Source organism: Micromonospora sp. NPDC005163 (assembly GCF_053599835.1).
Window position 1 is genome coordinate 1 of sequence record NZ_JBSFYP010000046.1, and the last position, 23,991, is coordinate 23,991.

27 protein-coding genes are annotated in these 23,991 nt (G+C 73.3%); 9 read left to right on the forward strand and 18 right to left on the reverse strand.

Annotated features, from left to right (window positions below; translation table 11 throughout):
* Positions 1–914 (forward strand): glycosyltransferase family 4 protein (locus tag ACWD6N_RS26165; RefSeq protein ID WP_449941285.1); only part of this gene is annotated, 914 nt, incomplete at its 5' end.
* Between the two features lie 181 nt (positions 915–1,095).
* Here the strand turns inward: ACWD6N_RS26165 and ACWD6N_RS26170 are convergent.
* From ACWD6N_RS26170 to ACWD6N_RS26200, 7 genes are all read right to left on the reverse strand, one after another.
* Positions 1,096–2,379: a citrate synthase gene (locus ACWD6N_RS26170; RefSeq protein WP_354967623.1), complete on the reverse strand. Its 1,284-nt coding sequence runs from the start codon at positions 2,377–2,379 to the stop codon at positions 1,096–1,098.
* 164 nt (positions 2,380–2,543) lie between these two features.
* On the reverse strand, positions 2,544–4,544 hold the full coding sequence (locus ACWD6N_RS26175) for a sulfatase-like hydrolase/transferase (protein ID WP_450005236.1): 2,001 nt from the start codon (positions 4,542–4,544) through the stop codon (positions 2,544–2,546).
* Positions 4,545–4,587: 43 nt separating this feature from the next.
* A complete protein-coding gene (locus ACWD6N_RS26180) occupies positions 4,588–6,018 on the reverse strand; it encodes a class I SAM-dependent methyltransferase (protein WP_354967705.1) in 1,431 nt (476 codons plus the stop codon).
* 17 nt (positions 6,019–6,035) lie between these two features.
* Complete coding sequence (locus ACWD6N_RS26185) at positions 6,036–6,185, reverse strand: hypothetical protein (RefSeq protein ID WP_007459587.1); 150 nt, start codon at positions 6,183–6,185, stop codon at positions 6,036–6,038.
* 154 nt (positions 6,186–6,339) lie between these two features.
* Positions 6,340–7,785, reverse strand: coding sequence for a sensor histidine kinase (locus ACWD6N_RS26190; protein ID WP_354967704.1), 1,446 nt, complete (start codon positions 7,783–7,785; stop codon positions 6,340–6,342).
* A gap of 49 nt (positions 7,786–7,834) precedes the next feature.
* Positions 7,835–8,581, reverse strand: coding sequence for a response regulator transcription factor (locus tag ACWD6N_RS26195; protein ID WP_354967622.1), 747 nt, complete (start codon positions 8,579–8,581; stop codon positions 7,835–7,837).
* 113 nt (positions 8,582–8,694) lie between these two features.
* Entirely contained in the window at positions 8,695–8,985 is a 291-nt protein-coding gene (locus tag ACWD6N_RS26200) for a hypothetical protein (protein ID WP_354967621.1), read from the reverse strand.
* 139 nt (positions 8,986–9,124) lie between these two features.
* Between ACWD6N_RS26200 and ACWD6N_RS26205 the strand changes: the two genes are divergently transcribed.
* The 3 genes from ACWD6N_RS26205 to ACWD6N_RS26215 all read left to right on the forward strand — a co-directional run bounded on the left by ACWD6N_RS26205 (position 9,125) and on the right by ACWD6N_RS26215 (position 11,711).
* Positions 9,125–10,075 (forward strand): serine/threonine-protein kinase, encoded by a 951-nt coding sequence (locus ACWD6N_RS26205; RefSeq protein WP_354967620.1) that lies wholly within the window; start codon positions 9,125–9,127, stop codon positions 10,073–10,075.
* Between the two features lie 63 nt (positions 10,076–10,138).
* Positions 10,139–10,564: an OsmC family protein gene (locus tag ACWD6N_RS26210; protein ID WP_121657400.1), complete on the forward strand. Its 426-nt coding sequence runs from the start codon at positions 10,139–10,141 to the stop codon at positions 10,562–10,564.
* 298 nt (positions 10,565–10,862) lie between these two features.
* Entirely contained in the window at positions 10,863–11,711 is an 849-nt protein-coding gene (locus tag ACWD6N_RS26215) for a hypothetical protein (RefSeq protein ID WP_354967619.1), read from the forward strand.
* Positions 11,712–11,760: 49 nt separating this feature from the next.
* Here ACWD6N_RS26215 and ACWD6N_RS26220 read toward each other — a convergent pair whose 3' ends face one another.
* From ACWD6N_RS26220 to ACWD6N_RS26250, 7 genes are all read right to left on the reverse strand, one after another.
* Positions 11,761–12,303, reverse strand: a complete 543-nt coding sequence (locus ACWD6N_RS26220; RefSeq protein ID WP_354967618.1) for an ATPase — start codon at positions 12,301–12,303, stop codon at positions 11,761–11,763.
* Between the two features lie 128 nt (positions 12,304–12,431).
* Positions 12,432–12,878 carry a response regulator gene (locus ACWD6N_RS26225; RefSeq protein ID WP_354967617.1) on the reverse strand — a complete coding sequence of 149 codons (447 nt, stop codon included), beginning with the start codon at positions 12,876–12,878 and terminating at the stop codon, positions 12,432–12,434.
* A gap of 68 nt (positions 12,879–12,946) precedes the next feature.
* On the reverse strand, positions 12,947–13,294 hold the full coding sequence (locus ACWD6N_RS26230; RefSeq protein WP_387327957.1) for an STAS domain-containing protein: 348 nt from the start codon (positions 13,292–13,294) through the stop codon (positions 12,947–12,949).
* A gap of 247 nt (positions 13,295–13,541) precedes the next feature.
* Complete coding sequence (locus ACWD6N_RS26235; protein WP_354967615.1) at positions 13,542–13,937, reverse strand: hypothetical protein; 396 nt, start codon at positions 13,935–13,937, stop codon at positions 13,542–13,544.
* Between the two features lie 81 nt (positions 13,938–14,018).
* Positions 14,019–14,282, reverse strand: a complete 264-nt coding sequence (locus tag ACWD6N_RS26240; RefSeq protein WP_354967614.1) for a cobalamin B12-binding domain-containing protein — start codon at positions 14,280–14,282, stop codon at positions 14,019–14,021.
* Positions 14,210–14,869 (reverse strand): PP2C family protein-serine/threonine phosphatase, encoded by a 660-nt coding sequence (locus tag ACWD6N_RS26245; protein WP_354967613.1) that lies wholly within the window; start codon positions 14,867–14,869, stop codon positions 14,210–14,212. Before ACWD6N_RS26245 ends, ACWD6N_RS26240 begins: the two co-directional genes overlap by 73 nt.
* Positions 14,870–14,920: 51 nt before the next feature.
* Positions 14,921–15,235, reverse strand: coding sequence for a hypothetical protein (locus ACWD6N_RS26250; RefSeq protein ID WP_354967612.1), 315 nt, complete (start codon positions 15,233–15,235; stop codon positions 14,921–14,923).
* A gap of 200 nt (positions 15,236–15,435) precedes the next feature.
* Here ACWD6N_RS26250 and ACWD6N_RS26255 point away from each other — a divergent pair, with 200 nt between their 5' ends.
* From ACWD6N_RS26255 to ACWD6N_RS26265, 3 genes are all read left to right on the forward strand, one after another.
* Positions 15,436–16,413, forward strand: a complete 978-nt coding sequence (locus tag ACWD6N_RS26255) for a DUF2267 domain-containing protein (protein ID WP_354967611.1) — start codon at positions 15,436–15,438, stop codon at positions 16,411–16,413.
* Between the two features lie 103 nt (positions 16,414–16,516).
* The gene (locus tag ACWD6N_RS26260) at positions 16,517–17,311 is read left to right on the forward strand and encodes a spermidine synthase (protein ID WP_354967610.1); all 795 of its coding nucleotides are present in this window, start codon (positions 16,517–16,519) and stop codon (positions 17,309–17,311) included.
* Positions 17,312–17,377: 66 nt separating this feature from the next.
* Entirely contained in the window at positions 17,378–18,481 is a 1,104-nt protein-coding gene (locus ACWD6N_RS26265; RefSeq protein WP_354967609.1) for an AI-2E family transporter, read from the forward strand.
* Here ACWD6N_RS26265 and ACWD6N_RS26270 read toward each other — a convergent pair.
* Both ACWD6N_RS26270 and ACWD6N_RS26275 read right to left on the reverse strand, forming a co-directional pair.
* Positions 18,452–19,753 (reverse strand): NAD(P)/FAD-dependent oxidoreductase, encoded by a 1,302-nt coding sequence (locus ACWD6N_RS26270; RefSeq protein WP_354967608.1) that lies wholly within the window; start codon positions 19,751–19,753, stop codon positions 18,452–18,454. The two genes, ACWD6N_RS26265 and ACWD6N_RS26270, sit on opposite strands and share 30 nt — an antisense overlap.
* 93 nt (positions 19,754–19,846) lie before the next feature.
* On the reverse strand, positions 19,847–20,110 hold the full coding sequence (locus ACWD6N_RS26275; protein ID WP_387327950.1) for a hypothetical protein: 264 nt from the start codon (positions 20,108–20,110) through the stop codon (positions 19,847–19,849).
* A gap of 81 nt (positions 20,111–20,191) precedes the next feature.
* Between ACWD6N_RS26275 and ACWD6N_RS26280 the strand changes: the two genes are divergently transcribed.
* Positions 20,192–21,640: a M20/M25/M40 family metallo-hydrolase gene (locus tag ACWD6N_RS26280; RefSeq protein ID WP_354967607.1), complete on the forward strand. Its 1,449-nt coding sequence runs from the start codon at positions 20,192–20,194 to the stop codon at positions 21,638–21,640.
* A 69-nt stretch (positions 21,641–21,709) separates the two neighbouring features.
* Here the strand turns inward: ACWD6N_RS26280 and ACWD6N_RS26285 are convergent, their stop codons facing one another.
* Together ACWD6N_RS26285 and ACWD6N_RS26290 are read right to left on the reverse strand one after the other, a co-directional pair.
* A complete protein-coding gene (locus ACWD6N_RS26285; protein WP_354967606.1) occupies positions 21,710–22,237 on the reverse strand; it encodes a GNAT family N-acetyltransferase in 528 nt (175 codons plus the stop codon).
* 46 nt (positions 22,238–22,283) lie between these two features.
* Complete coding sequence (locus tag ACWD6N_RS26290) at positions 22,284–23,279, reverse strand: LacI family DNA-binding transcriptional regulator (RefSeq protein WP_387327944.1); 996 nt, start codon at positions 23,277–23,279, stop codon at positions 22,284–22,286.
* Positions 23,280–23,401: 122 nt separating this feature from the next.
* On the opposite strand from ACWD6N_RS26290, the gene ACWD6N_RS26295 reads away from it, so the two are divergent.
* Positions 23,402–23,980, forward strand: a complete 579-nt coding sequence (locus tag ACWD6N_RS26295; RefSeq protein ID WP_354967604.1) for a CGNR zinc finger domain-containing protein — start codon at positions 23,402–23,404, stop codon at positions 23,978–23,980.
* Positions 23,981–23,991: the final 11 nt, after the last annotated feature.

Consider the following 23,991-nt stretch of genomic DNA (forward strand, 5'->3'; position numbering starts at 1 on the left):
TCACCACCATCCACGCCACCGAGGCCGGCCGGCACCAGGGCTGGCTGCCCGAGGAGATGAACCGCACCATCCACGGCGTCGAGCACTGGCTCAGCAACGAGTCCGCCCGGGTGATCGTCTGCTCGGGGTACATGCGCGACGAGGTGACCACGCTGTTCGGCGTGCCGAACGGCCGGGTCGACGTGGTGGCCAACGGCGTGGAGCCGCACCGCTGGCAAGTGCCGTCGGCCGCGGTGAGCGCCGCTCGGGCCCGGTTCGCCGGGGACGGCCCGCTGGTCACCTTCGCCGGCCGGCTGGTCTACGAGAAGGGCGTGCAGCACCTGATCGCCGGGTTGCCACGGCTGCGCGAGCGGCACCCCGGACTGCGCGTGGTGATCGCCGGCGACGGCCCGTACCGCGCGGAGCTGGAAGCCGAGGTGCACCGCCGCGGCCTGGGCGGCATGGTCGCCATGCCGGGCTTCCTGGGCGGCACCGACCTGCCGGCGTTGATGGCCGCCTCCGACTGCTTCGCGGTGCCGAGCATCTACGAGCCGTTCGGGATGGTGGCCCTGGAGGGCGCCGCGGCCGGAGCCCCACTCGCGGTGGCCGCCACCGGTGGTCTCGCGGAGATCGTCGAGCCGGGGGTGACCGGGATGACCTTCGCACCGCACGACCCGGACGGGCTGACCGACGCCGTGCACGCGCTGCTGTCGGACCGGGACCGCGCCCGCGCGCTGGCCCGCCGCGCCCGGCAGATGGTGCACGACCAGTACGGCTGGTCCGCGATCGCCCAACGCACCGCCGCCAGCTACGCCGCGGCCATCGCGACCGACGCCGCGTTCACCGCCCAGCGCGCCGAACAGCGCATGTCCCAGGGCCGCGCCCTCCCCGCGCTCCCCCACGGCAACCTGCTGGCCGCCGCCGGCCTCCGCTGAGGTGCAAGGAAGGGCACCTTATTAACGCCTGCGGTAGAGGAAGGGCCCCCTATTAACAAGCGCGCTACTGATCGCACGACAAGGGCCGCCGACCATGAGTCGGCGGCCCTTGTCCTGTCGGAGTGTCAAGAAGGGGCCCTTCCTCTACACGAGGCGTTAATAAGGTGCCCTTCCTTGCACGTCAGCGGTTGGCGAAGGGGACGTAGTCCCGCTCGGCCGAGCCGACGTAGACCTGCCGCGGGCGGCCGATCTTGGTCTCCGGGTCGTTGATCATCTCGCGCCACTGGGCGATCCAGCCGGGGAGCCGGCCGAGCGCGAACAGCACCGTGAACATCTTCGTGGGGAAGCCCATGGCCTTGTAGATCAGGCCGGTGTAGAAGTCCACGTTCGGGTAGAGCCGGCGGGAGACGAAGAAGTCGTCGGCGAGCGCGATCTCCTCCAGCTCCATGGCGATGTCCAGCAGCGGGTCCGGCTTGGCCATCCGGCCCAGCACGTCCTGCGCCGCCTTCTTGACGATCGCCGCCCGCGGGTCGTAGTTCTTGTAGACCCGGTGGCCGAAGCCCATCAGCTTGACGCCGTCCTCCTTGTTCTTGACCTTGCGGACAAAGGAGCGGACGTCGTCGTCGCCGGCGTGGATCTGCTGGAGCATCTCCAGCACCGCCTGGTTGGCGCCACCGTGCAGCGGACCGAACAGCGCGTTGACACCGGCGGACACCGAGGCGAACAGGTTGGCGTTGCTGGAGCCGACCAGCCGGACGGTCGAGGTGGAGCAGTTCTGCTCGTGGTCGGCGTGCAGGACGAAGAGCATGTCCAGCACCTTCGACATCACCGGGTCGACCTCGTACGGCTCCGCCGGCACGCCGAACGTCATCCGCAGCAGGTTGTCCACGTACCCCAGCGAGTTGTCCGGGTACAGCAGCGGCTGCCCGATGGACTTCTTGTAGGCGTACGAGGCGATGGTCGGCACCTTCGCCATTAGCCGGACCGTCGAGATCTCCACGTGCTCGGAGTCGAACGGGTCCAGGCTGTCCTGGTAGAAGGTGGACAGGGCGCTGACCGCCGACGAGAGCACGGCCATCGGGTGGGCGTCCCGGGGGAAACCGTCGAAGAAGCGGCGCATCTCCTCGTGCAGCAGCGAGTGCCGCCGGATCCACTCGGTGAACTCGGTCAGCTGCTGCTCGGTCGGCAGCTCACCGTAGATGAGCAGGTACGAGACCTCCAGGAAGGAGGACTTCTCGGCCAGCTGCTCGATCGGGTATCCCCGGTAACGCAGGATCCCCGCGTCGCCGTCGATGTAGGTGATCGCGGATGAGGCAGCCGCGGTGTTCACGAAACCGGGATCGTACGTGGTCATCCCGGTTTCCTTCAGCAGCTTGCTCACCCCGATACCGGCGGGGCCCTCGACCGCAGGATGCACCGGCATCGACAGCTGCCCACCGGGGTGATCGAGCTTGACTTCCGTCATGTGGTTCCTCGCTTCGCCGGCAGATCTACGTTGAATTGCCTTCGCTTCTACCGTAATTGCGGCTCGGTCGACACCGCCCGCCGTGGTTCTGCGGTGAGGTATGCGTCACCCGATTCCCGACCGGACCGCCGGGAAACCCCGCGCGAAACCACAGCGAGCCCAGCTCAGGACAGCGCGAGGCGTCGGAGCGTACCGTCCGCCGCCACCTGGTAGACGTCGAGCTGGTTGGTGCCGGCCCGGAACAGTTGGTCGTCGGTGAGCAGCGCGGCGAATCGGCGTCCGCCGGGATCCGCCGGCACCACCGGGACCACCGCCCCGATCCGGCCGTTCACCGCCACCGCCAGCAGCGTGCCGTCCGGTATCCGGTCCGGCACGTCGCCCCAGACCAGCGCCGGCAGGGTGCCGGTGTCCGGATCCATCGCCCGGAACGCGGCCAGGTCGGCCACCCTGGCGCTGCCCCCCGTCGGGCCGGCGCGGACATCGGTGCCCACCAGGGGATGCGGCGGTGGCAGCGGCGGTGGGGCGGGCACCCCGCCGGGGAAGGTGACCGGTTCGCCGGGGCGGTCGTAGAAGTGCTTCGTGCCGTCGGTGCGCGGGGCCTGCCGGGCGGAACGGCCGTCGACCCGCCAGGGCAGCCGGATGGCCGCCTCGTCGGCCACGGTCGGCAGCAGGTCGACGTGTTCCCAGTTGCGGTCGTCCACGCGGCCGGCCCGCTGCCCGGGCTCCTTGAGGAACATCGGCACCCACGCCACCTCGCTGGCGGCCGCCTTGATGGCGTCCATCCCCCGGCCCTGGGCGCCCGGGCGGAAGCTCACCCCGTGATCGGCGGTGACCACGACGAGGGCCTGGTCGTAGAGGCCGCTGGCGCGCAGCGTGCGCAGCGTCTCGCCGATCAGCCGGTCGGTGTAGCCCAGTTGGGCGAGGTGCCGCTGTCGGGCCAGGTCGACCCAGCCGGCGCCGTCGTTGGGCAGGTCCTCGGGGGCGTCGTAGCGCGCCCCGGACGGCAGGAACGCCCACGGCGAGTGCGGCATCAGCAGGTGCAGGAAGTGCAGGGCAGGTCGGGGTGCCGGTTTCAGCCCGGCCAGGAAGCTGGTGAACCGGGCCGGCTGGTTGTCGTCCAGGCTGTCCCAGCGGAACTTCGGGTCGGCCGGCACCGGCTCGGCGGCGTCCAGGCCGGCCTCGGCGCGGGTCTGCTCCCGGTACGAGTCCTCCGGGTCGACCCGGGCCTCGGTCGGCCCGGCGACCTGGCCGAGCAGCTTGCCGGTCTCCCGCACCAGCACGCCGAGCCCCTGTTCCGGCGCGACCGGCTGCTCGCAGCGGCTGGGCGGGCAGAGCCGGGTGATGCTCTCCTCGGCGCGGATGTCGTACAGGCCGCCGAAGGCGGTGAAGATGTTGTCCGGGTACTGCGAGTAGTGCGGTGCGACCGACCGCGCCGGGTAGCGGCCGGTGAGCATCGCCGGCAGCGCGTTGGGGGTCCAGCCGCTGACCCCGGTGGCGTTGCGGTACCAGGTCGAGCCGCCGGCCAGCTCGGCGAAGTGCGGGTACCGGGCCGCGTCGATCCGCCCGTCGGCGCCGAGCAGACTCACCAGCGGCAGTTCGTCGAGGATCAGCATGACCACCGGCGGGTGGCCGCCCGTACCCTGCGCGGTGCCGGCCGCGCCGCCGTCGCCGCGGGGCAGCACCACCACGGAGGTGGGTGAGCCGAGCAGGAAGAGCGCCACGAAGGCCACCGGCCCGACTGCGGCCAGCCGCAGCACCCGGCTCGGCGCCCGCCAGCGCCGATGCGCGGCCGCGCCGGCCGCGCCGGCCAGGCCGGCGACGAGCAGCAGGGGTACGCCCCGAAGCGGCGTCACGTGCCGGCCCACCTGCACGGCCAGGGCGGCCAGCAGCAGCCCGACGAGGCCGGTGTGGGTGAGCGCGCGGGTCGTTCGGCCGGCGAGGCGGCTCAGCGCACCGAGCAGCGCCACCGGCACGGTGGGCACCACCGCCACCAGGGCGACCAGCAGCAGAATCTGCCCCGGGTCGGCTCGGTGGAAGAGGAAGAAGTCGGGACTGCGGCCGAGCACGTCCAGCAGCGGCTGGGTGACCACCAGCCCGACCAGCGCCACCACCTCCAGCAGGCGGCACAGTTCACCGCGCCAGCCCCGGTCCCACCGCCCGGTCACCGGCTTCTCGGCCGGCGGGCCCGGCGGGGATGCCGACGCTGGTTCAGCCACCCATCACCGCCCGGTAGAGCGTGCGGGTGCCCGAAGGCAGCTCGAGACGATCGGTGATCTGGCCCCGGGCCGCGAGCAGGCGCTCGAAGGTGTCACGCCGGTAGTCCGGAAAGAGGCCCTCGGGCTTGTTGGCGAGCAGCCGGCGGGCCATCGGGTCCTCCGGATGCACGAACTCCACCACCACCGCACCGCCCGGCGCCGTCAGCCCCGCGAGCCAGTCGATCACCTCCGGCAGCGGCACGTTGCGCCCGATCGCCAGGTGGTGCACCACGGCCAGGGCGAGCACCGCGTCCGCCGACGCCCGCTCGGCGAAGCCGGCGCGCTCGACGCCCCGCCAGCCGCCACCGGGCGACGGGTCGGCCAGATCCACCACCAGCGGCAGGATCCGGCGGTGCCCCTCGGCCCGCAGCGCCCGGTACAGCTCGTCGACCACGGCCGGGTCCTGCTCGACGGCGACCACGTAGTCGGCGTGCTCGGCTGCCAGCCGGGCGTACCGGCCGTCGTTGGCGCCCAGGTCGAGTACCAGGCGCGGCCGGGCGCCGGCAGTCAGCGCGGCGGACACGAACCGCTCCTTGGCCGCCCGGTCCTGAGCGGAGTAGCCGCAGGTGCGCTGGTAGTCCGACCAGTGGCTGCCCGCCGGGCGACGGTCCAGCTTGCGGACGAGTTTCTCCATGCCACGCACGGTGGCCAGCAGCAGTTCCCGGGAGAAACCGGCGGCCCGCAGCTGGGCCCGTACGTCGGTGGTGCTGGCGGCGGCGTTGCGCTGCTGCATCGCGCCGTGCAGGTGCACGTGGGTCAGGACGCCGGGGCGCAGCCGGCGGGCCCCGCCGAAGAGCGGGCGGAGCTGCTCGGCCTCGATGCCGTCGACCCGGGCGCGCAGCCAGGACTGGAAGTCCACCCCCAGGTGGGCGGTGAGCAGCAACGGGTAGAGCACGGTCTGGCAGAACTGCCGGTAGCCGGCCCACGGCTCGCCGTCGCGTACCGGCTCGAAGGAGCCGATGTCGATGAAGACCGCCTCGGCGCCACGCCACTGGAGGTTGTAGGCCGAGCCGTCCTTGGTGGTGAACCCGTCGGTGAGCGCGCCGCGCAGGATCTCCAGGTGCAGCAGCGCGGCGTCGCGCAGCATGCTGAAGGACCACTCGTACGGGTGGGAGACGAACGGGATGCGTTCGTGGCGCAGCACCGCCGCCCACGGCTTCCCGGCGGACGCGGGCACCAGCGCCGGTGGCGCGTCCTCGGTAGCGCAGACCTTGCCCGCGGCAACCAGCGCCGGAAAGAAGGCGGTGGCTCGCAGCGCCCGCCAGTGCTCGGCTGCCTGCGCGTCCAGCCCGCGCAGCACCTCGTCGCCGACATGGAAGACCCGGTTGGCCGGATCGCGGAAGGAGGCCGGCTCGGGCCGGGCCGCCGCGGGTGAGAACGCCATCGCCGGGACGTGCCGACTCACCGCTGGTCGGTGGGCTGTCGGCGGAACCGGTCGACCAGGCGTCGCCAGTAGAGCTTGGCAGCGACCGCGGCCCCGGCCACCCCGCCCACGACCGCCTGCACGATCAGGCTGCCGGATCCCGCGTCCAGGTAGGCCAGATGGATCACCGATCGCTCCTTCACTCGCCGTCTCGACACCGGCGTCCCGGGCGTACAGCGGTGAGGCTTTTGACCCAGAAAGCCGGACTTGTTCCTCACCGTACGCCGATCGTCCACGCCGTAGCGGACAGATTGGCGCACTGCACCGGGACGGAGCTGGGGACTATGCGTCAGCTGTGGGATTCGGCAGCCGCACGGTGAACACGGTCCGGCCCGGCCGGCTGTGCACCGCGACCGCGCCGTGGTGCGCCTCCACCACCGCCGCCACGATCGCGAGGCCGAGGCCGGTGCTGCCGTGCGCCCGGGACCGGGAGCTGTCGCCGCGGGCGAACCGCTCGAACAGCTCCGGTTGCAGCTCCGCCGGCACCCCCGGCCCGTCGTCAGCGACGGTGAGCACGGCCGCGTCCCCGTCGACGGCCAGCGTGGTCGTCACCACCGTGCCGGGCGGGGTGTGCACCCGGGCGTTGGCCAGCAGGTTCGCCGCCACCTGGTGCAGCCGGGCGGCGTCGCCGGGGACCCGGATCACCACCTCGGGCAGGTCGAGCTGCCAACGGTGTTCCGGGCCGGCCACGTGCGCGTCGCTGACCGCGTCCACCACGAGGGCGGACAGGTCGACCTGGTCGACCGCGAGCGGGCGGCCGGTGTCCAGCCGGGCCAGCAGCAGCAGGTCGTCGACGAGGCTGGTCATCCGGGTGCTCTCCGACTCCACCCGGCGCAGGGCGTGCGCCACGTCGGCGGGGACCTCGCCACGGCCGCGCCGGGCCACCTCGGCGTACCCGCGGATCGCGGCGAGGGGGGTGCGCAGCTCGTGGCTGGCGTCGGCGACGAACTGGCGTACCCGTGTCTCGCTGGCCTGCCGGGCGGCGAGCGCGTCGGCGACGTGGCCGAGCATCCGGTTCAGCGCGGCGCCGACCTGGCCGACCTCGGTACGCGGGTCGGTGTCCCCCGCCGGCACCCGGACGGCGAGCGCCACCTCGCCGCGGTCCAACGGCAGCTCGGTGACCCGGGTGGCGGTGGCGGCCACCCGGTTCAGCGGTCGCAGCGTGGCCCGGACGATCAGCGCGCCGGCAGTGCCGGCGATGAGCAGCCCGACGGTGGCCACGCCGGCCTGCGCGGCGATCATCCACCAGACGGTCTCCCGCACGCCGGCCAGCGGCAGCGCGACGACCCGCACCCGGCCGTCGCGGAACTGCCGGGCGACGGCGCGGTACTCGCCGCGGTCGCCGAGGTCGACCGTGCGCGGCTCGGCGCCGACCGGCAGGGCGGCCAGGGCGGCGACCTCGTCGGCCGGAACGGGTTTCTCGTCGGGGAAGGGGTCCGCGCTGGACGGGCTGTGGGTCAGCGTGGACGCGGCCGTAACCCGGTCACCGGTGATGTCGGCTACCACGGTGCCGGCCGGTAGTCCGGGCGGGATGGCCGGCCCGCTGCCCGGGAAGGCCGGCCGACCCGCGCCCCGCATCACCGTGGAGGGGGCCAGTTGGGCGTCGAGCCGGTCGATCAGGAAGTGCCGCAGCGCCACCGTGGTGAGCCCGCCGATGGCGACGCTGACCAGCGCGAGCAGCGCGACCAGGGCGAGCACCAACCGGGTACGCAACGACCGGCCGGCCAGCCACCGGCGGGCGGCGCGCACCGGCCGGCGGCCCGGTCGGTCGCCCGGGTCACTCGGCCGGCTTGAGGACATAGCCCGCGCCGCGCAACGTATGGATCATCGGTGCCCGGCCGGCGTCGATCTTTTTGCGCAGGTACGAGATGTACAGCTCGACGACGTTGGCCTGGCCGCCGAAGTCGTAGTTCCACACCCGGTCGAGGATCTGCGCCTTGCTGAGCACCCGGCGCGGGTTGCGCATCAGGAAGCGCAGCAGCTCGAACTCGGTCGCGGTCAGGGTGATGAGCTGGCCGTCCCGCCGGACCTCGTGGCTGTCCTCGTCGAGGCTGAGATCGCCGACGGTCAGCACCGCGTCCTCCCGGGTGGCGATCGCGAAGCCGGAGCGGCGCAGCAGGGCGCGTAGCCGGGCGATCACCTCCTCCAGGCTGAACGGCTTGGTGACGTAGTCGTCGCCGCCGACGGTCAGCCCGGCGATGCGCTCCTCGACCGCGTCCCGGGCGGTCAGGAAGAGCACCGGCACGGTGGGCGACTGCTCGCGCAACCGGCGCAGCACCTGGAAGCCGTCCAGGTCGGGCAGCATCACGTCGAGCACCACGGCGTCCGGCTGGAACTGCCGCGCGGTGCTCAACGCCGCCGTGCCGTTGCCGGCGCTGCGCACCTGCCAGCCCTCGTAGCGCAGCGCCATCGACAGCAGGTCGGTCAGCGTCGGCTCGTCGTCGACCACCAGCACCCGGACCGGCTCGCCGTCGGGGCGGCGCAGCTCGATCCGGCTGGGCGCGGTCTGCCCGTCCATGACCATGTCCCCCATCGTGGGCGCGCCAGCTGTGGCACGCCTCTGCGGCACCTGTGTGCCGGCTGTGCGGACGGGTCGGCGGCGCGTCGGTGTCACCGCCGGTCAGCTCCGCCCCGGGGTCACTCGGACACCCCGAACGGGTCGGTGCGTACGAACCGCATGCTCCAACCGCCCAGGCCGTCGGGCCGGTCGCGCTCGTAGAGGTGGTCGGGGCCGGCCTGCACCGGCCCGGTGCCGTCCGGGTGCCGCATGATCCAACGCTGCGGCGGGGCGCCGTCCGGCCCGGCCGGCACCTCCCGCACCAGGCCGTCAGCAGGCCCGCCGACGAAGCGTACGGTGACCTCGCCCATCGCGGCGTCCCCTCGGGTGACCGTGCCGGCACGTTCGGTGACACCGGCCCTGGCTCGCAAGCTACCGCACCCACCGCCCGCATCGCAGCGGGTGGGCGGGCCCGGCGCCTCGCGATTTGGCCGACGGTTTGCCCAGCTCGGAGCCCGGGTACCGCGAACGAAGCAACCGCCGCCGGCGGGACGAGGCGAGGAGCGGTCGATGCGCACGCTGGACAGGCGATACCGGCTCGAACAGCGCATCGGCGTCGGCGGCATGTCCGAGGTGTGGCGAGCCCACGACCGGGTGCTGGACCGGCCGGTCGCGGTGAAGCTGATCTCGCCCGGCGCGGACGGCCAGCACGGCCCGGTGGAGCGCATCCAGGCCGAGGCCCGCTCCGCGGCCCGCCTGGTGCACCCGAACGTGGCGAGCGTGCACGATTTCGGCACCTCCTCCTCCGCGCTGCCCGGTCGCCAGGTGCCGTACATCGTGATGGAGCTGGCCGAGGGGGAGACACTCGCCGCGCACCTGCGGGCCGGTCCGCTGGACTGGCGGATCTCGGTCCGGGTCTGCGCGGAGGTCGGCGCGGCGCTGGCCGCCGCGCACGCGAACGGCATCGTGCACCGCGACGTCAAGCCGGCCAACATCATGCTCACCCCCTCGGGGGTGAAGGTGCTCGACTTCGGCATCGCCAGCCCGGCCGGGGCGTCGGACCCGACGCCGGAAGGGATCATCGTCGGCACTCCGGCGTACCTGGCGCCCGAGCAGTTCGACGGCGCGCCGGCCACCCCGGCGGCCGACATGTACGCCCTCGGCGTGCTGCTCTACTACTGCCTCACCGGCCGGCTGCCGTACGCGGCGGACAGCACCGTCGAGCTGCTGGGCGCGCGCCGCCGGCGGCCGGCGGAACCGCTGCCCGAGATCGACGGGCTCCCGCCGGAGGTGGCCGAGCTGTGCCGCTCCTGCCTGGCCGAGGACCCGGCGCGGCGTCCGACCAGCCTGGTCGCCGCGCTGCTGCTGGCCGAGGCGGTGGACGCCCGGGTGTACGTGCCGATGCTGGCGCCCACGGCACGCCGATCGGCTGCGACGTCGCCGTGGACCGAGCAGGCCGCGATGGAGGCCACCGAGGCGGTGCGGGTGGCCGACGGGCCGGACCGGTCCGGCGGGCGCTGACCGCTCGGCGTTTCGCCGCGCAAGGGTCGGGAACTCGGGCCGGTGAGCGACGGGAGGAACGCGATGCCGGATCCGAGTTCCTGGCTGCATGAGGCCACCGCGACCGCCGAGGGCGGTCACGTACGCACCGACGATGGCGGACTCTCCTCCGCGCTGGCCTCGCCGCTGGCGGCGCACTGCACCGGGTTGCGGCCGGAGCAGTTGTTGGCCGCCGCCTTCGCGTCCTGCCTGCACCACGCGGCGGTGGAGGCTGCCGGGGAGATCACCGACGAGGCGCACACCGTTCAGGTGCGGGCTGAGGCGAAGCTGGGGCGCGACGACGACGGCCGGTACCGGGCCGACGTGCACGCCTCGATCTCCTCCGCCGGTCTGAGCCGGCAGCAACTGGCCGACCTGGTCGAGTACGCCGACCGGCTCTGGCCGTTCTCCAGCGGCGACAACAGCCGGCACCGGTTGACCGTCACCCCGGCGGAGAACGGCCGGCACTGATCCGGTCGCCACCTGGGTCGTGCGTCCACCGAACGGCCATGCCGGGGTCTCGGGTGTTCGGTGGACCGGGCATCGGCCGTAGGAGTGAGTCGTGAAGAGCCGCCGAAACGGATGCTGATGACGTCGACGGCGACCGGCTTTGACCGGCGAATCGGGAATACCCGGCTAGCCCGAACGGCGAGGTTGATCGTCTTTGCGGGGTTGTTGCCCCTTATTGTCCCCAAGATCGGGACAAATTGTGGCGCATGCCACCGTACGGGCCGGTGGAATCGGGAAAGCAGTTCTTTAGCCTCGGCGAGTGCATCGCGACGACCCCTCCGAGCAGAAGCTGACCGACGCGCGCCCGACGACCCTTTCGAGCGACGCCGCATCAACCGAACGGACGATCGGCCGTCACCGGGCCTCCGAGCCACCCCGCCGCGCCCTGCTGGGCTCGACCCCGCTCCGGGTGGCCCTGGCCACCGGTGTCACCTGCTGCCTGAGCCTGGTCGCGGTCACCACCGCCCGAGGCGGCGAGGACAACACCCGCCCGGTGGAGTCGCTGGCCGAGGCGGTTGCCGACCGCGCCGCCATCGCCGACGAGCGCGCCTCCCGATCGCTGGACCGCGAGGCCGCCCCCGCGCGGATCATCCCCAGCCCGACCCCGAAGCCCACCCCCACCCGCACCGCCGCGCGCAAGGCGGTCAAGAAGCCGGTCAAGCCGCGCCGACCCCGACCGGTCGCCGGACTCGACCAGGCCCAGATGGACAACGCCAAGATCATCGTTGACGTCGGGCTGGAGATGAAGATGCCGCGCCGCGCGCTGGTGGTGGCGCTGGCCACCGCCATGCAGGAGAGCAACCTCTACAACCTGGCCAGCGACGTGCTGCCGGAGTCGGCGCAGTACCCGAACCAGGGCAGCGGCTTCGACCACGACTCGGTCGGCCTGTTCCAGCAGCGGCCCAGCAGCGGCTGGGGCACGGTGGCCGAGCTGATGCGCCCGTCGTACGCCGCCCGGGCCTTCTACGAGGCGCTCAACGAGATCCCGGGCTGGCAGGACATGAGCGTCACCGCCGCCGCCCAGGCCGTGCAGATCTCCGCCTTCCCCGACGCGTACGCCCAGCACGAGGAGCGGGCGACGACCGTCGCGGCGGCCCTGACCGCCTGAGGGCGCGCACGGCGGTCGCCAGGCGACCGATCCACCCCCTCGGTGCGCGTCAGCGGTTGTGGGCGCCGTCCCGCCCGGCCGGCGGCTCCATGCCCACGTCCCGGCCGCCAGCGGCCACCCGCGTCGCCGGTACGCCCGTGCCCGCCGCCGCGGTCGGGGTGTCGGTGGGTACCTGCTCGGCGGTCACCCCGCCGAGGATCTCGTCCACCCGCGCCTCGCGTCGCCGGCGGGCGTCCAGCGCCGCCTCGAAGTCGCGCCGGGCCTGCATGGCCTCCGCGTACGCCCGCTCGCGTACCTGCCGGGCCTCCTCGCGGGCCTCGTCCAGCTCGATCCGTGCCTGGGCCAGGATCTCGGCCGCCTCCCGCCGCACCGCGTCACCAGCACGCCGGGTGCTCGCGGCGTCGCCCAGATCCAGCCGCTGGAGCAGCCCGCTGAGCCAGGTCGCCTCCTCGCGGATCTCGTCCCAGACCCGAGCGGTCCCGGCGGCGCCCTCCGCCCGCGCCGCGAGCCGGGACAACCGGATCGCCAGCTCATCCAGGCAGGAATCCACCTGCCGCTGGTCGTAACCGGTCTCAACGACGGAGAACCTCATACTGTCGCCCCCAGGCAGCTGCTGTTTCTTCCCACCTGGATCCTCGGTCGCGACGGGAGCGGCCGAGGGTGTTCGGGAAAATTGTTCAGCATCCGAGCGCGCGGGGTGCGCGGTCCGCGCCGGAGAGGTCAGCCGCGCTTCGGCAGCACGACCACCCGGCCGAAGAACTCGTCGATGCGGCGCACCACGTCGTTGAAGTCGTCCAAGTCGATCGGCTTGGTGACGTACGCATTGGCCTGCAGCGTGTAGCTGCCCACGATGTCGGTGTCCGCGTTCGAGGTGGTCAGCACCACGATGGGGATGGTCCGCAGGTCCTCGTCCTGCTTCACCGCGCCGAGCACCTGCCGCCCGTCCATCCGTGGCATGTTCAGGTCCAGCAGGATGACGTCCGGCCGGCGGGCCTCCAGGTGCCGCCCCTCGGCGCGGAGGAACTCCATCGCCTCCTCGCCGTCGCTCACCACGTCGATGACCTTGTCCACGTCGGAGTCCGCCAACGCTTCCTCGATCATCAGCACGTCGCCCGGGTCGTCATCCACCACCAGGATGCGTACCGGCTGCGGGCTGTCTGCGCCCATCACTACCTGCCTCGGCTCAGCGGGGACGGGACCAGACGGTCACCGTGTCGGCGGGGAAATCTAGCCCATCAGAGGGCGCTGTGGGACGCCGGGTCGACGGCGTCCGGTTGGTAGTGCAACACGTCGGCGAGGCCGGTGACCCGCAACACCCGCTCGACCCGCCCGCTGGCGCCGGTGAGCCGCAACCAGCCGCCCTCGGCGGCGGCCCGGTTGTCCCCCCGAACGAAAACGGCCATTCCGGTGGAGTCGCAGAAGGTGAGGTCGGTGAGGTCGAGCAGGAAGCGGCTCTCGCCCGCGTCGGCGAGCCGCTCGATCGCGGTGGCCAGCTCGGGCGCGGTGCTCAGGTCAAGCTCACCGGCGAGCCGCAGGCAGTAGCCGTCGCCGTCGCGCCCGGCGTGCCTGACGCTGAACGTCACCGTGCTCCCCCTTCGCTCCACCGCTGATGGGTGGGACGTTTGCAGTGCGGCAAGTATAAGCAGGGGCACCCCGCCGAGCGAGTGACGCGGTGATCGAGTGCTCGCTGGCGCGTTCGGTCCCGGTGGACGTCGCCACGGCCGCCCTCCGGGCGGCCGGTGTCGTGAGCGATATACCTGTGAGGCATAACTACGACTCTGAGGTATATCGCTCGTTGGCGACCCGATGCCCGGCACTCCCCGGCGGCGATCAGCCGGCGGCACTGCCCCCGGCGGCGGGCAGCGCGGCCCGGCCCAGGGTCAGCGCGCGCACCGCTCGGGGAAAGTCGCGTAGCGCGGCGGCGTAGTGCTCCAGGGGCAGGTCCACCGCGGCAGCCGGCACCCCACGGCTGGTCAGGATCCCCACCAGCCACCCGACGAACTCGGTGAACAGCGAGGCGTCGTCGACGTAGAGCGCGGCGGCCAGGAAGTCGACGATGTGGCCCAGATCGCTCACGGTCGAGTCGAGCTGGGCGGGCGTGTACGCCCGGGTCGCCGGCACCCGCTCGCGCAGGTCGGCCAGCGCGCTGTCGATCAGCTCACCCCGGCGCCGGACCAGACTGGCGTACTCGTCGTCGGCCAGGTGCGACAGCTGCGCCGGTGGCACCCGACGCAGCGCCCGCTCGTCCGCGATCAGCTCGGCCGCCGCCGGCGCGTCCGCCGCCCAGGGGGCACCCAGCCGACGGGCCTACCGGCCGTCCGCACCGAACCCGCGCCCGCCGACCACCACCGGCACGTCCGAACGGCGGCACGCCTCGATCATGCGGTGGGCGTGCGGCAGCCGTACCGGCTGCGCGCAGGCCAGCGCCACCGCGTGCGCGTCGTGCTGGTGCAGGTACGACACCAGGTGCGCCGCCGGGACGCTCGCGCCCAGAAAGGTCACCTGCCACCCGCGCAGCCGCAGCACCTCGGCCACCAGCCGGGGCGGCAGCGCGTGCCACTCGCCGTCCATGCAGGCCACGACGATCCGCCCACCGGTCGGACGTGGGTTGGCGTGCGCGGCGACCGACGCCACCACCCGCTCGCTGATGTGGGTGGCGGCGTGCTCCTGGGCGTGACCTGCTCGACCCGCTCGGCCACGGCGGGCGCCGGCATCCGCTGGCAGCCGGTCACCGCCGTGACGAGCCGCTCCGGGCCGAACTGCTCGTCCCCACGGCGGCCACCACGGGCCTCGGTCACCCCGTCGCTGTAGAGCAGGCAGGTCTCGCCCGGGGCCAGTCGGACGGTCACCTCGCCGACGCGTGGGTCGGGCACCACGCCGATGAGCATGCCGCGCAGTGGCACGGTCTCCACCTCGCCGGAGGCCCGCAGCACCAGCGGCGGCAGGTGCCCACCGCCGGCCATGGTGAGGGTCAGGCCACCCTCGCGCTCCGGCCGGGCGACGCCGAGCACGATGGTGGCGAAGCGGCCCTGGCCGTGCGCCTGGGTCGTCTCCAGGAGCGCGTCGTTGAGCAGCCGCAGCAGCCGACCCGGGTGCGACTCCACCCGGTGCAGGGCCTGCAGGCACTGGCGCAGCGGTGCGCTCCGGCCGCGCCCCAAAGGGGGGTGGCCCCCGACCCTGGGACCTGGGGTCGGGGGTCGGAGGAATGTCTAGGGTGCGGTCATCGGCTGGAGCCGGGGCCCGCTCTCGCGTAGTTCGGCGGTCGGCGCGCCGTCGGCGTCCTCGGGTGCCCCGGAATCGGGCGTCTGGTACAGGTAGCGGACAAAATCCGCACCGGACTCGTTGTCGTCCGCGCCCGGCCACTGACCGATGCAGTCCATGCCGACCACTTCACGGCCGGTCCCGTCGGCCTCCTCCAGCAGCGCCCACAGGCTCACCGGGTAGGACCGCGTGGCGTCTGGCGTGAGCTGCCAGCGGGCGTACCAACCGGGTCGGGCGGGGACGATCTCGACGATCCGTTTCATGACGACCTTCCTTCCGCGTACCTCGGAAGAACTCCGGTCCTGAACTGATCCTGTGGGCGGGACGGGTGAGCGTCCATCACCCACCCCGGATGAAGCCCACCGACGCTCGCCCGGCCCGCCCCGGCGGCGTCCGTTTCGGTGCCCGGCACGGCGGGAAGGCGACGGACGCAGGCACGATCCCCAGCGGAAGGGGTGTCACCATGCGCAAGCAGATGGAGGGCGACAACCAACGGCGCCGGGCGCTGGCCCGGCAGGCCCGCGAACAGGGTCGCCAGCCCAGTGAGTTCGGCGCCAGCCTGAGCGCCTCCAAGCAGATCACCAGCCTCGATCAGGGCAAGCGGGCCGGGCCGGCGTCGGCCGGGCACCGCAAACAGGACAGCACGCGCGGTGGACCGGCCCCGCCGCCGGTCGGCACGGCGGACAATCCGCGGCCGCAGCCGTCCCCGCCGGCCGGCGCCGCAGGGGCGAGCAGCGTGGGCTACCAGGAGCTGGTCGAGGACGTCCGGCGCCGGGCCGGCGTCGACTTCAAGACGGCCAAGGTGGGCACCGAGGCGACCGTGCTGGTCCTCGCCTTCGCGCTCGAGGCGGCGGAGCGGCAGCGGCTGCTCACCGCGGTACCGACCTCACTGCACGACGTGCTGCCCGTCGACGGCGTCGAGCGGCACCGCGACCTGCCCGGCTTCCTGGCCGAGGTGGGCCGGATCAGCGGCCGCAGCCCGGAGCAGGCCCGCTACCACGCGGAGGCGACGCTCGCCGCGCTCGCCGAGCAGGACGGCGACCTGGTCGAGTCGCTGCACGTACCCGACGGCCTGCGGGACCTGCTGAACCCGCCGGAGGCCGGCGGGGGCCTCGTCGGCGCCTCCACCACCACACCCACCCTGGACGCGGCCGAGCTGCGGACGGCGCTGGACGACCTGCCGTACTGGGCCGGCGACAGTGACGCGCTGTACCGGGTGGTCGCGCTGCCGTCGGACAACCTGGACCGGGTGCTGGACCGGCTCGACCAGCTACGCGCGGAGACCGGGCGCGCCCCGAGCATCGGGCGCCCCGGCGACACGGCCGCCGTGCTGACCGTGCGGACCAACCAGGCAGACGGGGTGACCGCGCTCGACGTGGACCTCGCCCACCGGATCGACGACGCGATCGACGAGGTGGGCGCCGGGATGGCCGGCGGCTGACCGGGCACATCGGCGCACACGGGCCGGCGGACGCGGGGCACACCCCGCGCCGCCGGCCCCCGCCGTGCCGTCCCGCTCCGGCGGCTCGGCTAGCGTGCCGGACATGAACCGCGCCGCCGACCGGCTGGAACTGGTCGCCGATCCGGTCCGCCGGAGCGGACGGATGCTGCTCTCCGGCGGCGTCGAGCAGTCGTACGTGGACGTCGACGATCCCCGGCACCTGCACTTCGAGTACGTCCGGCGGATCGCCTCAGCGGTGGAGCTGGCGGCCCCACCGGGCGACCCGCTGAGCGTGCTGCACCTCGGCGGCGGCGCGTTGACGCTGCCCCGTTGGCTGGCCGCCACCCGGCCCGGCTCCCCGCAGCGCGTCATCGAGCGGGACCCGTCGGTGGTCGAGCTGGTCGCACGGGAACTCCCGCCGCTGCCGCCCGAGGTGGACGTGCGGATCTCCGACGCCCGGGAGGCCGTCGCCGCCAGCCCGGCCGGCCGTTACGACCTGGTGGTCGCCGACATCTACCGGGCGGCCCGGATGCCACGACACGTACGCACCGTGGAGTTCGCGGCCGAGGTGGCACGCACCCTGCGCCCGGACGGGCTGTACCTGGTCAACGTCACGGACCTGCCGCCACTGGTCGGCACCCGTGTGCAGGTGGCGACGCTGCGGGCGGTCTTCGGCGACGTGTGCGTGCTCGGCGACCGGCGGATGCTGCGCGGCCGGCGCTACGGCAACCTGGTGCTCGCCGCGACACCCCGGCCCGGCGGGCTGCCGGTCGGCCGGCTGGCGGTGGCCGCCCTGCGTGACCCGGTGCCCGGCGGTCTGCTGCACGCTGCCGCGCTGGACGGTTTCGTCGCCGGCGCCCGACCGGTCACGGACGCCGACAACCCCGCACAGAAATGATCACCTGACGCCCGGCGGCCGGCCGCACACCACCGGGTGATCCGCGCGGGCGCCGGGTTTCCCGAGGTGACCCTGGGGAAGCCGCGCCGGATGAGCAACGCCGACACGCGGGTGACCGCACGCCGGGCTCTGATCGTGATCGGTCTGGTGCTGGCGACCGCGTTCGCGCTGGCCTTCGTGTACGCGACCCGCCGGGTGCTGGTCTGGACCGTGGTGGCCGCCTTCTTCGCCGTCGCGCTCAAGCCCCTGGTGGACCGGCTCCAACACCGGTTCGTGCGGCGGCGGGCGTTGGCCACGCTGCTGGTGTTCCTCGCCGCGTTCGTGGTGCTGGCGATCCTGGCCGCGGTCATCCTGACACCGCTGATCAACGAGCTGGGCCGGTTCGCCGAGCGGGCGCCGGAGCTGCTGCGCGACGCGCGCGCCGGCCGGGGCCCACTGGGGCACCTGGTGGAGCGCACCGGCGCCCGGCGGTACGTGTCCGAACACTCCGAGCAGCTACGCACCTTCGGCACCCGGCTGCGCGAGCCGGCGGTCGGCGTGCTGCGCGGCGTCGTGGAGACGGTCGCCGGGCTGGTCACGGTCATCGTGCTGGCGTACCTCATGGTGCTGGAGGCGCCGCGGATCACCAGCCGCGTGCTCGCGGCGGCCGGGGACGGCCAGCGCGAGCGGTTGCGCCGGGTGGGCCGCGAGGTGTCCCGGACCGTCACCGGCTACCTCACCGGCAACCTGGTGATCAGCGTGATCTGCGGTGCGTTGACCTTCGTGGTGCTCGCTCTCACCGGGGTGCCGTTCGCCGCCGTGATCGCCCTGCTGGTGGCGGTGGCGGACCTGATCCCACTGGTCGGCGCGACGTTGGGTGCGATCATCGCGGCCGGGGCCGGTTTCCTGCACTCCCCCACCGCCGGCGTGGTGGTGCTGGTCTTCTTCGTGGTCTACCAGCAGGTGGAGAACCACCTGCTCCAGCCGCTCATCCTGGCCCGCGCGGTCCGGCTGAACCCGCTGACCGTGCTGCTCAGCGTGCTCCTCGCGGCGGAGCTGGCCGGCCTGCTCGGCGCCCTGCTGGCCATCCCCGCCGCCGGCATCGTCCAGACCCTGCTGCGCGAGTACGGCCCGGCCCGGCTGCGCCCCGACCCGCCAGCGTCAGCGGGACCGGGCCGCGACCTCGGGTGAGGTGCTCTCCAGCGGTACCGCGTTCGCCGGGACCAGCCCGAGCTGGACCGCCTGCCGGGACAGCGTGGCGTCCAACGCCCAGTCGGCGCTGACCCTCGTCCGGTTCCCCGGCATCGCCATCAGGTGGTACGCGCGGGTGACCGCCTTCGCGGGCAGCCCGGCCAGCGGCACGTGCAACGGGTTCGCCGCCGCGGCCTTGCCGCCCAGGTCGACCACCCAGCCCAGGTCGTGGTGCTTGTACGGCTTGCGCTGGCCGTACCCGTACGACGCGGCGATGTTGTGCGCCACGCGCTTGCCCTGCCGCTGGGCGTGCTGGGCGGTCATCGTGCAGACCTGGCCGGGGCGGGTCAGGTCGGGCACCGCCGCGGCGTCGCCGCAGGCGTACACCTCGGGGTAACCGGGGACGGTGAGGAACTCGTCGACCACCAGACGGCCCTTCTCGGTCCGCAGGCCCAGCTCGCTGACGAACGGGTCGGGGCGCACCCCCACACACCACACCAGCGTGCAGGTCGGCACGTACTCGCCGTCGGTGAGCTTCACCCCGTCGGCGGTCGCCTCGGCCACCGACGTGCCCATCCGCACGTCCACCCCGCGCCGGTCGAGCACCTTGTGCGCGGTCTGCGACATCCGTTTGTCCAGCTCCGGCAGCACCCGGGGGGCGATGTCGAGCAGCATCCAGCGGGGACGGACGGTGAGCCGGGGCCGCTGAGCCTGCAACGCGTCGGTGAACAGCTGCCCGTGCGCGGCGACCTCGGTGCCGGTGTAGCCCGCGCCGACCACCACGAAGGTGGACCGGGCGCGCTGCTCGGCCGGGTCCTCGGCCTGTTCGGCCAACTCGATCTGGCGGATCACGTGGTCGTGCAGGTAGACCGCCTCGGGCAGGCCACGGAAGCCGTGCGCGTACTCCGTCACCCCGGGGATGGGCAGCAGCTTGTTGACGCTGCCCACGGCCAGCACGAGCCGGTCGTACGCCAGCCGGTTCTGGTCCCCCTCCGGCTGGGTGAAGCCGACCCAGCGGTTCTGCAGGTCCACGTGGTCCGCCTCGCCGATCACGACCCGCACGCCCTTGAGCGTCCCGGTCAGCGGCACGGCGATCCGCTTGGGCTCGACCACCCCGGCGGCCACCTCGGGCAGCAACGGCAGGTAGAGGAAGTAGTCGGTGGAGTTCAGCAGCACGATCTCGGCCCGGTCCCGGGCGAGGCGGCTCAACGTCTTCGCCGCGTGGTAACCGGCGAACCCGGCCCCCACGATCACCACACGAGGTTTCGTCATTGCGGCCCGTTTCCCGTCGAAGCCCGGGACAAACGTCGAAGAAGCCGTACGTCGGGCGCGGCGGTCGGTCGGCGACGTCGGCGGCGGGACGGCTCAGCTCGGCTGGAGCCGGAGGTGACCGCTGCCGCCCACCGCCTCCAACCCCCACTCGTGGCCGAACGCCCGCACCCGATCGGCCGTGATCCGGCCCAGTTCGGGCGGGATGTCCGGGTCCAGCACCAGCCGCCCCTGCACCGGGTTGAGCCCCAGCATCGCGCGGATCAGGGCCAGCGGGGCGCCGGCTGCCCACGCCTGCGGGCTGCACGCCGCACGGCAGCCATGCCACCCACCGTAGGAACGGTCGACACCAGGTGTCATCACCCGGTCCGGGTGAAAGCAATGGAACATCCACGCCCGGCGATGTGGACAGACACCTCCATCGATGGGGAGGATGCCGGAATGGGATCTGACGACACCGGCGAGAAGCCCACGAGGTCCACCCGCCGCACCTTCCTGTCCGCCTCCGCCGCCGCCACCGCGGCGACCGCCGCCACCGTGGCGGTGCCCGCGCTCGCCGCGTCGGCCACCGCCGACGCCCCACCGTCCGGTCCGGGCCGCCCGCTACGCCCGCAACGGCCCGACCGCGAGCTACGCGAGCTGCTGCGCCAGGTCGATCCGCGCCGCATCGAGGCGATCGTCCGCCGGCTGGCCGCGTTCGGCACCCGGCACACCCTCGCCAACCAGGACGACCCGCAGCGGGGCATCGGCGCCGCCCGGGACTGGATCTTCGCCCGCCTCCAGGAGTACGCGGCGGCCTCCGGCGGCCGGATGACCGTGGAACTCCAGTCGTACATCCAGCAACCGGCGTCGCGGATCCCCACCGCGACCCGGATCACCAACGTGGTCGCCACCCTGCGCGGGACGACCTCGCCGAACCGGACGTACGTGGTGACCGGCCACTACGACTCCCGGGTCACCGACGTGATGGACGCGGTCAGCGACGCGCCCGGCGCCGACGACGACGCCTCCGGCGTGGCCGTGGTCATGGAGCTGGCCCGGTTGATGGCCAGCCGGCCCACCGCCGCCACCGTCGTCTTCGCCGCGGTCGCCGCCGAGGAGCAGGGGCTGTACGGCTCGACGTACCTGGCCCAGCAGCTCAAGGCGGCCGGTGCGGACGTGCATGGCATGTTCAGCAACGACATCGTGGGCAGCAGCACGGCCGACGACGGCACCCGCGACCCGTACGCGGTGCGGCTGTTCGCCGAGGGCGTGCCGACGGCGGAGACCCCCGCGGAGGCGACCACCCGGCAGTCCGTCGGCGGCGAGAACGACTCGCCGTCCCGGCAGCTCGCCCGGTTCGTTCGGGACGTGGCGGAGAACGACACCACCAGGATGCGGGTACGGGTCATCTACCGGCGGGACCGCTACCTGCGCGGCAGCGACCACATCTCGTTCCTGCGCGAGGGCTGGCCGGCGGCGCGGTTCACCGAGCCGAACGAGGACTTCGCCCACCAGCACCAGGACGTCCGGGTGCAGGACGGGCAGCAGTTCGGTGACCTGCCGGAGTTCTGCGACTTCGGGTACATCGCCCGGGTGGCCCGGGTCAACGGCGCGGCGCTGTGGTCGCTGGCCCAGGGGCCCGGCACGCCCAAGGGCGCCATCATCGTGACCACCGACCTGACCAACAACACCACTCTGCGCTGGCAGCGCGGAACCGAGCCGGACCTGGCCGGCTACGAGGTGCTGTGGCGTGAGACCACGGCCGCCGAGTGGCAGCGGGTCATCCCGGTCGGTGATGTCACCGAGGTCAGCATCGACCTTTCGAAGGACAACGTCTTCTTCGGCATCCGTGCCGTGGGCCGTGACGGCCTGCGCAGCCCGGTCGCGTTCCCCCGGCCGGGCAGCTGAGCAGGCGCCCCAGTGACCGCAGCCTGACCTCGGCCGCCGGGCCCGCCGCGGAGCGGGTCCGGCGGCCGTTCAGGTCGCCGCCGGTGCCGTGATCGCCCAGCGCTCGTGGTCGCGCCACGCGCCGTCGATGAACAGGTAGTCCGGGGAGAAGCCCTCCAACCGGAAACCCAGCTTGCGGGCCACCCGCCGGGACGGCTCGTTGCCGGGCTGGATGTTCGCCTCCAGCCGGTGCAACCCTTGCGCGCCGAACGCGTGGTCGATGACCAGGGCGAGGCCCGCCGAGGCGTGCCCGGTGCCGCTGTACGGCTGGAACGCCGCGTACCCGAGGTAGCCGCCGCGCAGCGCGCCCAGCACGATCCCGCTGATGTTCACGTAGCCGGCGATCTGGCCGCTGGCCCGATCGCAGATCAGGTAGCCGGAGCTGTCCCGGCGGCGGATCCGGCGCAGGTACCGGTCGTACTCCTCCGGGCTGTCCGGCGCGACCAGCCACGGGTGGTGCAGCTCCCGGCTGCGGCGCGCGGCGGCGAGAAACTCGTCCGAGTCGGCGGGCCGGGGTCGGCGGATCGCGGCGGGACCGCCGGTACGCAGGTATCTCACGGCGGACCACTCTGACCGACCCACCCCGGCGCTGTCCAACCGGCGGTCAGCGCACGGCCGGCCCGGTGCTTTCCCGGGGCAGCACGCTGTGCGGCACGGTGACCCTGGCGATCGCCGCGCCCGGCTGGTCGATCCGGGCGGTGAGCCGGGCCACGGCCTCCCCGGCCAGGAAGCCGGTGTCGACGGCGACGGTGCTCAAGGTGGGCCGGGAGTAGCGCCCCTCCTCGATGTCGCCGATGCCGATCACCGCGACGTCGACCGGGACGCGCAGCCCGGCGTCGAAGGCCGCGCGCATCGCGCCGATCGCGAGGGGGTCGGAGTAGCAGAAGATGGCGTCCGGACGGTCCGGCTGGGCGAGCAGGGCGCGGGCGGCACGGTAGCCGTCGGCCCGACGGTGCCGCGACGCGGGCAGCCGCTGACCGGGGACGGCCGCCAGCCCGGCCCGACGCAGCGCGCGGTGATATCCGTCAGCTGACTCCCTCGGGTACGCGCCGATCGCGGCGATCCGCCGGCGGCCGGCGCGCAGCAGGTGCGTGGTCGCGTCCTCGGCAGCCTGGGCGACGTCGACGCTGACCCGGTCGCAGCGCCCGTCCCGAACCTCGCCGCCGACCAGCACGACGGAACGCCCGGCGGCGGTCAGCGCCTCGACCAGTTCGGTCGGCGCGACGGGCGCGCTGACCAGCACGCCGTCCACCGGCAGCGGGCGGGCAGCGCCCAACGACGGCGCCGGGCGCTCGTCGTCGGGCCCCACCTGCTCGATGACGACCCGGTAACCCCGACCTGCCGCCGCGCGCACGACCTCGCGTGCGAGGTCGTGCGGGTAGGGCACGTCGGCACCGGGCAGGACCAGGGCGAGCACGCCGGTGCGGCCGGTGCGCAGCGTCCGGGCGAACACGTTCGGCCGGTAGCCCAGATGGGCGACGGCGGTCTCGACCCGGCGGCGCACCTCGGGGCTCACGTGGGGATAGCCGTTGACGACGTTGGAGACGGTCTTCACCGACACGTCAGCGAGCTGCGCCACGTCCTTGAGCGTGGAAGCCACGACCCGCCCTCCCCCCGACGAAGGTCACACCACCAAAGCCGTTTCGCTGGTGCAGTTCCGACCCTCGCAGGCGATTTCACACCTGTCAAGACGATACGGTGGTGTTAATGAAAGGGGAGTCAATGGACAACGACGCTGCGGTGCCGGCCACTGTGCGGCTCGTCCGGGACTTCGTGAACACCTTCGAGCGGCAGATCGACGACGAGATGCTGACCAGCCCCGACCGGCTCCGCGACTGGTTCGTCGAACGGGACCTGATGGCAATGGACGTGCACCTCGGGCCGGCGGACCTCGACGTGGCCGTGACGGTTCGGGAGGGCCTACGCGCCGTGCTGCTCGGCCACGCCGGTCACCACGCCGACCCCACCGCGCTCGACCGGCTCAACCAGGCCCTGGCCGGGGTGCCCGTCACGCTGCGCTTCGCCGACGACGGTCACCACCTTGTCGCCGCCGACAGCGCCCCGCTGAACCGGGCGCTGGCCGGGCTGGTCGACGCGATCCGCGTGTGCGGCGAGGATGGCAGCTGGCCGAGGCTCAAGGTCTGCGCCCGCGACACCTGCCGCTGGGCGTACTACGACGCCTCCCGGAACCAGGCCCGCCGCTGGTGCTCGATGGCCGGCTGCGGCAACTACATCAAGATGAAGCGGGCGTACGCCGTCCGCACCGGCCGGCCCACCCGGGGCAACGGTTTCGGGCCGTGAGTGTTGCGTAG

Coding starts and splice junctions, on each gene's coding strand:
- ACWD6N_RS26210 (WP_121657400.1), top strand. CDS start 10,139: ATGCCGGATCCGAGTTCCTGGCTGCATGAGGCCACCGCGACCGCCGAG.
- ACWD6N_RS26260 (WP_354967610.1), top strand. CDS start 16,517: ATGAACCGCGCCGCCGACCGGCTGGAACTGGTCGCCGATCCGGTCCGC.
- ACWD6N_RS26280 (WP_354967607.1), top strand. CDS start 20,192: ATGGGATCTGACGACACCGGCGAGAAGCCCACGAGGTCCACCCGCCGC.
- ACWD6N_RS26170 (WP_354967623.1), bottom strand. CDS start 2,379: ATGACGGAAGTCAAGCTCGATCACCCCGGTGGGCAGCTGTCGATGCCG.
- ACWD6N_RS26275 (WP_387327950.1), bottom strand. CDS start 20,110: ATGACACCTGGTGTCGACCGTTCCTACGGTGGGTGGCATGGCTGCCGT.
- ACWD6N_RS26180 (WP_354967705.1), bottom strand. CDS start 6,018: ATGGCGTTCTCACCCGCGGCGGCCCGGCCCGAGCCGGCCTCCTTCCGC.
- ACWD6N_RS26195 (WP_354967622.1), bottom strand. CDS start 8,581: ATGGTCATGGACGGGCAGACCGCGCCCAGCCGGATCGAGCTGCGCCGC.
- ACWD6N_RS26220 (WP_354967618.1), bottom strand. CDS start 12,303: ATGAGGTTCTCCGTCGTTGAGACCGGTTACGACCAGCGGCAGGTGGAT.
- ACWD6N_RS26270 (WP_354967608.1), bottom strand. CDS start 19,753: ATGACGAAACCTCGTGTGGTGATCGTGGGGGCCGGGTTCGCCGGTTAC.
- ACWD6N_RS26205 (WP_354967620.1), top strand. CDS start 9,125: ATGCGCACGCTGGACAGGCGATACCGGCTCGAACAGCGCATCGGCGTC.
- ACWD6N_RS26250 (WP_354967612.1), bottom strand. CDS start 15,235: ATGAAACGGATCGTCGAGATCGTCCCCGCCCGACCCGGTTGGTACGCC.
- ACWD6N_RS26225 (WP_354967617.1), bottom strand. CDS start 12,878: ATGGGCGCAGACAGCCCGCAGCCGGTACGCATCCTGGTGGTGGATGAC.
- ACWD6N_RS26295 (WP_354967604.1), top strand. CDS start 23,402: ATGGACAACGACGCTGCGGTGCCGGCCACTGTGCGGCTCGTCCGGGAC.
- ACWD6N_RS26240 (WP_354967614.1), bottom strand. CDS start 14,282: ATGGACGGCGAGTGGCACGCGCTGCCGCCCCGGCTGGTGGCCGAGGTG.
- ACWD6N_RS26255 (WP_354967611.1), top strand. CDS start 15,436: ATGCGCAAGCAGATGGAGGGCGACAACCAACGGCGCCGGGCGCTGGCC.